Annotated in this window: 6 protein-coding genes; 1 reads left to right on the plus strand and 5 read right to left on the minus strand. The window is 69.7% G+C overall.

Features of this window, described 5'->3' with window-relative positions; all coding sequences use genetic code 11:
* Nucleotides 1–35 precede the first annotated feature (35 nt).
* Nucleotides 36–1,370 carry a tetratricopeptide repeat protein gene (locus HW577_RS17525; RefSeq protein WP_198377439.1) on the minus strand — a complete coding sequence of 445 codons (1,335 nt, stop codon included), beginning with the start codon at nt 1,368–1,370 and terminating at the stop codon, nt 36–38.
* 198 nt (nt 1,371–1,568) lie between these two features.
* On the opposite strand from HW577_RS17525, the gene HW577_RS17530 reads away from it, so the two are divergent.
* Nucleotides 1,569–2,192 carry a TetR/AcrR family transcriptional regulator gene (locus HW577_RS17530; RefSeq protein ID WP_198377440.1) on the plus strand — a complete coding sequence of 208 codons (624 nt, stop codon included), beginning with the start codon at nt 1,569–1,571 and terminating at the stop codon, nt 2,190–2,192.
* Between the two features lie 58 nt (nt 2,193–2,250).
* Here the strand turns inward: HW577_RS17530 and ilvC are convergent, their stop codons facing one another.
* The 4 genes from ilvC to miaA all read right to left on the minus strand — a co-directional run bounded on the left by ilvC (nt 2,251) and on the right by miaA (nt 6,688).
* Nucleotides 2,251–3,267, minus strand: a complete 1,017-nt coding sequence (gene ilvC / locus HW577_RS17535; RefSeq protein WP_198377441.1) for a ketol-acid reductoisomerase — start codon at nt 3,265–3,267, stop codon at nt 2,251–2,253.
* 39 nt (nt 3,268–3,306) lie between these two features.
* Entirely contained in the window at nt 3,307–3,825 is a 519-nt protein-coding gene (gene ilvN, locus HW577_RS17540) for an acetolactate synthase small subunit (protein ID WP_198377442.1), read from the minus strand.
* A 12-nt stretch (nt 3,826–3,837) separates the two neighbouring features.
* Entirely contained in the window at nt 3,838–5,637 is a 1,800-nt protein-coding gene (locus HW577_RS17545) for an acetolactate synthase 3 large subunit (protein ID WP_198377443.1), read from the minus strand.
* An 85-nt stretch (nt 5,638–5,722) separates the two neighbouring features.
* Nucleotides 5,723–6,688: a tRNA (adenosine(37)-N6)-dimethylallyltransferase MiaA gene (gene miaA / locus HW577_RS17550; protein WP_198377444.1), complete on the minus strand. Its 966-nt coding sequence runs from the start codon at nt 6,686–6,688 to the stop codon at nt 5,723–5,725.
* Nucleotides 6,689–6,841: the final 153 nt, after the last annotated feature.

Raw genomic sequence — 6,841 nt, forward strand, 5'->3', positions numbered from 1 at the left:
CGGCCCGGCGCGAAGGCCGGGCCGCCGCGCCAAGGTCAGGCCGCCAGCGGCCGGGCCAGGGCGCGCGCCCGGGCGGCCCAGCCCTGGGCCACCGGGCTGCCTTCCTTCAACGCCAGGCGCTCGGCGACCATGGCCTCCGCCATGCGGGCGTCGCCGGCGCGGATCGCCGCCTCGCACAGCGTCCAGGACAGCACGTCCCGCTGCGCATGGCTGCCGCCGAAGCGGTTGGCGATGCCGCGGGCCGGCAGGATATGCGCCACCGCCGCCGCGAAATCGCCCTGGCCGAAGGCCGCGAGGCCGCGCGCGAGCGGCAGGCCGACATCGCGCGACATCATCGCGTTGGTGCCCGGCCCCGCCGCCGCGCGCTCCAGCGTCGCGATCACCTCGCGCTGCGCGGCGCGGTCGCCGGTGGCGACGAAAGCCATCATCGCGTGCGCGTCGTTGAAGGCGTAGACGCCGTGCCCGAGCCGCGCCGACCAGGCCGGCGCGACGCGCGACCAGCGGTCGCCCACATCATGCCCGAGCACCCAGAGCCGCCAGAGCAGCGCGGAGCCGTCGATCGCCTCCAGCGCCTGGCCGAAGCCGCCGGCCGAGACGCGCTCGTCGAACAGCCTCAGCGCGCCGGCGATGTCGCCGCGATCTATGCAGAACAGCGCGACATGCCACCAGTTGTGATAGGCGAACAGGCTGTCGGGCGACCAGCCGGGCGCGGTCTCCGTCATGAAGGCCGCGCCTTCCGCCGCGCGGCCCTGCATCTCCATCACATGCGCGACCGCATGCGCCGCCCAGCCATCCTGCGGGTTGCGTGCCACGGCCTCCCGCCCGGCCGCCTCGGCGCGGGCGTAGTCGCCGCATTCCTCGAGGCCGAAGGCATGCATGCCGAGCAGGAAGCCGTGGCCCGGCATGTCCCGGTGCCAGCTCGGCAGCACCCGGGCGACGCGGTCACGCAGCATCTGGCTCTGGCCGAGGAAGAAGTCACCGAGCTGGGCGAACTGCACGGCCAGCAGGTCGCGCGGATGCTCGATGGCGATGCCGGACCAGGTCTCGGTCGCGTCCTGCATCCGGCCCTCGGCGAAGTGCCGCGCGGCGGCGATATAGGCGCGTTCCCGCGCATTGGCCCGCGGCGCGAGGCGCTGCGCGGCGGCGAGGCTCGATTGCAATTCCGCATCGAAGGCCTTGTCGGTGGTGGTGGCGAGGATGCCGGCGCGGATCGCATGACCCATCACGCAATCCGGCTCCTCGGCCAGGAGGGCGTCGATGTCGGCGATCGGATCGGCGAGGTAGGCGTGGAACTTCGCGATCGCGCCGTCCAGCCGCTCGGCGGCGGCGGCGGTGCAGCTGAGCGGGTTGCCCCGGATGTCTGTGGCCATGGTGGTTTCCCTTTCGTCGGTGTTGACGGCAAGGGTGTCGCGCCGATCGGGCCCCGGGCTCTACCCGTCCCGTGGTGCGGTCGGCGCGGCTTTCGGAAACGACGAATTCTCAATCACTTGCGATCGCTTCGGCGGCGGCCGAAGCCTAGCGCCGTGATTCGGCGCACACCCCGACTGCACCTGGGGTACAGTCACATCATGAGCGCGACCACGCTGAAGCGGGAGAGCGCCCGCGAACGCATCCTCGACCTCGCCGAGGCCGCGGTCCTGCAGAAGGGCTTCGGCGCGACCTCGATCGAGGAGCTGATCGCAGGCGCCGGCATCTCCAAGAGCGGCTTCTTCTACCACTTCCCCGACAAGGGCGAGCTCGCGAAGGCGCTGCTGCTGCGTTACATCGAGCGCGACCGCGCCATCCTCGACGACATCTTCGCGCGCGCGGACGAACTCAACGACGATCCGCTGCACGGCTTCCTCGTCGCCCTGAAGCTGTTCGCCGACATGATGGCCGCGATGACGGAGGTGCATCCGGGCTGCATGGTCGCCTCGGTCTGCTACCAGGAACAGCTGTTCGACCGGGAGGTCCATGAACTGGCGCGCGATGCCGCGCTCGCCTGGCGGGTGCGGTTCCGCGCCCGGCTCGATGCGATCGTCGCGCGGTATCCGCCGCTTGTGCCGGTGGACCTCGAGGACCTGGCGGACATGCTGTCGGTGATGATGGATGGCGGGATCACCATCTCCCGCATCATGCGCGACCCGCAGCTGCTCGCGCGGCAGGTGGTGCTGTACCGCGCCTTCGTGCGCTCGGTGTTCCTCGGCGCATAGAAAAGGGCGCCGGAGGTGTCCCCCGGCGCCCCTGCCTGTCGGCGCGCGGCCGCAGGCTTCAGTTCTTCGCCTTGTCGACCAGCTGGTTCTTGCTGATCCAGGGCATCATCGCGCGCAGCTTCGCACCCACTTCCTCGATCGGGTGCTCGGCCAGGCGCCGGCGCGTCGCCTTGAAGGACGCTTGGTTCACCTTGTTCTCCAGCATCCAGTCGCGCGCGAAGCGGCCGGACTGGATGTCGTCCAGCACGCGCTTCATCTCGGCCTTGGTCTCGGACGTGATGATGCGGGGCCCCGTGACGTACTCGCCATACTCGGCCGTGTTGGAGATGGAGTAGTTCATGTTCGCGATGCCGCCCTCATAGATGAGGTCGACGATCAGCTTCACCTCGTGCAGGCATTCGAAATACGCCATCTCCGGCGCGTAGCCGGCTTCCACCAGCGTCTCGAAGCCGGCCTTGATCAGCTCGACCAGGCCGCCGCACAGGACGGTCTGCTCGCCGAACAGGTCGGTCTCGCATTCCTCCTTGAAGGTGGTCTCGATCACGCCCGAGCGCCCGCCGCCGATGGCCGAGGCGTAGGACAGCGCGATTTCCAGCGCATTGCCCGACGGGTTCTGGTGGACGGCCACCAGGCACGGCACGCCGCCGCCCTTCTGGTACTCGCCGCGCACCGTGTGGCCGGGGCCCTTCGGCGCGATCATGAACACGTCGATGTCCGGACGCGGGTCGAGCAGGTTGAAATGCACGTTGAGCCCGTGCGCGAAGGCGATCGCGGCACCCGGCTTCATGTTGGCGTGCAGGTGGTCGCGGTACAGGTCGCCCTGCAGCTCGTCCGGCGTCAGCACCATGACCACGTCGGCCCACTTGGCCGCCTCGGCCGGGGTCATCACCTTGAAGCCGGCGGCCTCGGCCTTCTTCCAGGACCCGCCGGGACGCAGCCCGATGACGACGTCCTTCACGCCGGAATCGCGCATGTTCATCGCATGCGCATGGCCCTGGCTGCCGAAGCCGACGACCGCGACCTTCTTCGCCTTGATCAGATTCACGTCCGCATCGCGGTCGTAGTAAACGCGCATGATCGCGCTCTCCCTCTTCCTACGGGTCTTCCAACGAATTCAGTTTAGGCCGCGTGGGCCGCGGGCGATCGCCACCGCCCCGGTGCGCGACACTTCCGCCAGCCCCAGCGGCCGCATCAGCGCGCAGAAGGCGTCAATCTTGTCGGCCGCGCCGGTCATCTCGAACACGAAGCTCTCTGTCGTCGCATCCACCACGCGGGCGCGGAAAGCGTCCGCCAGGCGCAGCGCCTCGACGCGGCTGTCGCCCGCGCCGACGACCTTGATGAGCGCGAGCTCGCGCGTCAAATGCGGCCCTTCCATCGTCAGGTCCGACACCTTGTGCACGGGCACGAGCCGATCGAGCTGCGCCTTGATCTGCTCGATCACCATCTCGGTCCCCGAGGTGACCACGGTGATGCGGCTGATCCGCCCGGTGTCGTCCACGGGGGCGACCGTGAGGCTGTCGATGTTGTAGCCGCGGCCCGAGAACAGGCCGATGACGCGGGCCAGAACGCCCGCCTCGTTTTCCACCAGCACGGCGATCGTCGCCGCGCGCTGCGCGTTTCCTGCTTCCGACATCTTCCGCGTCCCTCAGACCAGGACCTTGCCTTCGTCGGTGACGCCGGCGACGCCGCCCTCCTGGTCGGGGCCCAGGATCATCTCGTTGTGCGCGGCGCCGGACGGGATCATCGGGAAGCAGTTCTCGTCCTTGGCGACGCAGATGTCGGCGATGACGGGCTTGTCGATCGCGATCATCTCGCGGATCACGCGGTCGAGGTCATCGGCATGCTCGGCGCGCATGCCCACCGCGTGGAAGGATTCCGCCAGCTTCACGAAGTCCGGCAGCGCGGCGGAATAGGATTCGCTGTAGCGCCCGCCATGCAGCAGTTCCTGCCACTGGCGGACCATGCCCATGTACTCGTTGTTCAGGATGAAGACCTTCACCGGCAGGCGGTACTGCGCGAGCGTGCCCATCTCCTGGATGTTCATCAGGATGGATGCCTCGCCGGCGATGTCGATCACCAGCGCGTCGGGGTGCGCGATCTGCACGCCCATCGCCGCCGGCAGCCCGTAGCCCATGGTCCCGAGGCCGCCCGAGGTCATCCAGCGGTTCGGCTGGTGGAAGCCGAAATACTGCGCCGCCCACATCTGGTGCTGGCCGACCTCCGTTGTGATGAAGGTCTCGCGCTTCAGCTCCTGCGTGATCTCGAACAGGCGCTTGACCGCGTGCTGCGGCTTGATGATGCGCCCTTCCTGGCGGTAGCGCAGGCAGTCCTTCGCGCGCCATTCGTCGATCTGGCGCCACCAGGAGGTCAGGACGTGCTTGTCCTGCGGCGCTTCCTCGGCCTTCCAGGCCTCGATCAGCGCGGCCAGCACGCGACCGGCATCGCCCACGATCGGCACGTCCACCGGCACGTTCTTGTTGATCGAGGACGGGTCGATATCGGCGTGGATCTTCTTCGACCCGGGCGAGAAGGCGTTGAGCCGCCCCGTGACCCGGTCGTCGAACCGCGCGCCGATGTTGAGCATGACGTCACAGCCATGCATGGCGAGGTTCGCCTCATAGGTCCCGTGCATCCCCAGCATGCCCAGGAACAGCGGGTCGCCCGCCGGATAGGCGCCGAGGCCCATCAGCGTGTTGGTGCAGGGGAAGCCCGTCATGCGCACGAATTCGCGCAGAAGGCGGGACGCCTCCGGCCCCGAATTGATCACGCCGCCCCCGGCATAGACGATCGGGCGCTTGGCCGCCTTCAGCAGGCGCACCGCCTTGCGGATCTGCTCGCCATCCGGCTCGGTCCGCGGGCGGTAGGACCGGTGCGGCGTGTCCGGCGCATCCGTGTAGGGCGCCTTGTTGATCAGGATGTCCTTGGGCAGGTCGATCACGACCGGGCCCGGGCGGCCGGACTTCGCGACGTAGAAGGCCTCATGCATCACGCGCGCAAGGTCGCCGGGCTTCTTGACCAGGTAGTTGTGCTTGGTCGCCGGCCGGGTGATGCCGGTGGTGTCCGCTTCCTGGAAGGCGTCGTTGCCGATCAGATGCGTCGGCACCTGGCCCGTCAGGCAGACCACGGGAATGGAATCCATCAGCGCGTCGACCAGGCCCGTGACCGCATTGGTCGCGCCCGGGCCGGAGGTGACGAGCACCACGCCCACTTTGCCGGTGGACCGCGCATAGCCTTCCGCCGCATGCACCGCGGCCTGCTCGTGCCGCACCAGGATGTGGCGGATGGCGTTCTGCTGGAACAGCGCGTCGTAGATCGGCAATACCGCGCCGCCGGGATAGCCGAAGATGACCTCGACACCCTGGTCCTTCAGCGCGCGCAGGACGACCTCCGCGCCCGACATCATCTGGGCGGCATCGGTGCTGGCGGGCTTGGTGGCGGCGGACATGGGTCTCTCTCTTCGCTGAAAAGGGCGCGGCCCGCGGGGGGTCCCGCGGGCGCTGGGGCGCTCTTAGACCCCGCGCCGCGGCGCGTCAACGCACCTGATCAACAAAAGCGAAGACAGAGGTCGAAAAACTTTCCGATAATTGCGCCTGACCCGTGATTCGCGCATGGATCGTATGCGTTCGCGACGGGTCGGCCAGAAGATGGTGCCGGAACCAGGTCGCCTGCCGCTTGGTATACTGCCCGGTGTTGAGGATGGCGCGCCGCGACGCCTCCTCCTCCGTCATCCGCCCGGCCACCATGGCGGCGAGTTCCGGCACGCCATGCGCGCGCATCGCCGGCAAGGCAGGGTCGAGGCCCAGCGCGACCAGCGCCCGCACCTCCTCGACCGCCCCGCCCGCCATCATCGCCACCCAGCGCGCCGCGATCGCGGCCCGCAGCATATCCCGCGGCGGGTCGATCAGGATGGCGGCGAAGCGCCAGGGCGCCGGCCCCGTCCCACCGCCCGCCTGCCAGGCGGCGAGGCCCCTGCCCGTACCGCGCCAGACCTCATAGGCGCGGGCGATGCGCTGGCTGTCCGATGGCCGCAGCCGGGCCGCCGTCTCCGGATCTCCGGCCGCGAGCCTTGCGTGCAGCGCCGCCGGCCCTTCCTCGGCGAGAAGCCGCCGCGCCTCGGCCCGCGCCTCCTGAGGCACCGGCGGGATGTCGGACAGCCCCTCGGTCAGCGATGCGAAATACAGGCCCGTCCCGCCGCAGAGGATCGGCAGGCGGCCTTCCGCCCGTGCCTGCGCCATCGCTGCAAGCGCCTCGCCCCGCCACCAGGCGACGCTCGCCGCCTCCGCCGCCGCGCGCACGCCGTACAGGCGATGCGGTACGCGCGCCTCCTCCTCCGGGGTCGGGCGCGCCGTCAGCACCCGCAACTCCCGATAGACCTGCATGCTGTCGGCGTTGATGACCGTCCCGCCCACCCGCGCGGCGATGGCGAGAGCCAGCGCCGACTTGCCGCTTGCCGTCGGCCCCGCCACCAGCAGGGCGGGCGGTTGATCCGAGGTCATGGCGCGGGCATACCCCCGCGCCCATGGACCATGTGCTGACCCTGATCGCCCCGCCCGGCGCGCTCGCCCCCGATGCGATCGCCGCCGCGCGCGCCGCACTTGGTCGGGAGAGCACCCGCCTGAACGCCGGCCACGCTTAGAACGTGGTGTGCC

Origin of the sequence: Neoroseomonas rubea (genome assembly GCF_016106015.1) — a bacterium.
Classification (GTDB): Bacteria; Pseudomonadota; Alphaproteobacteria; order Acetobacterales; family Acetobacteraceae; genus Neoroseomonas; species Neoroseomonas rubea.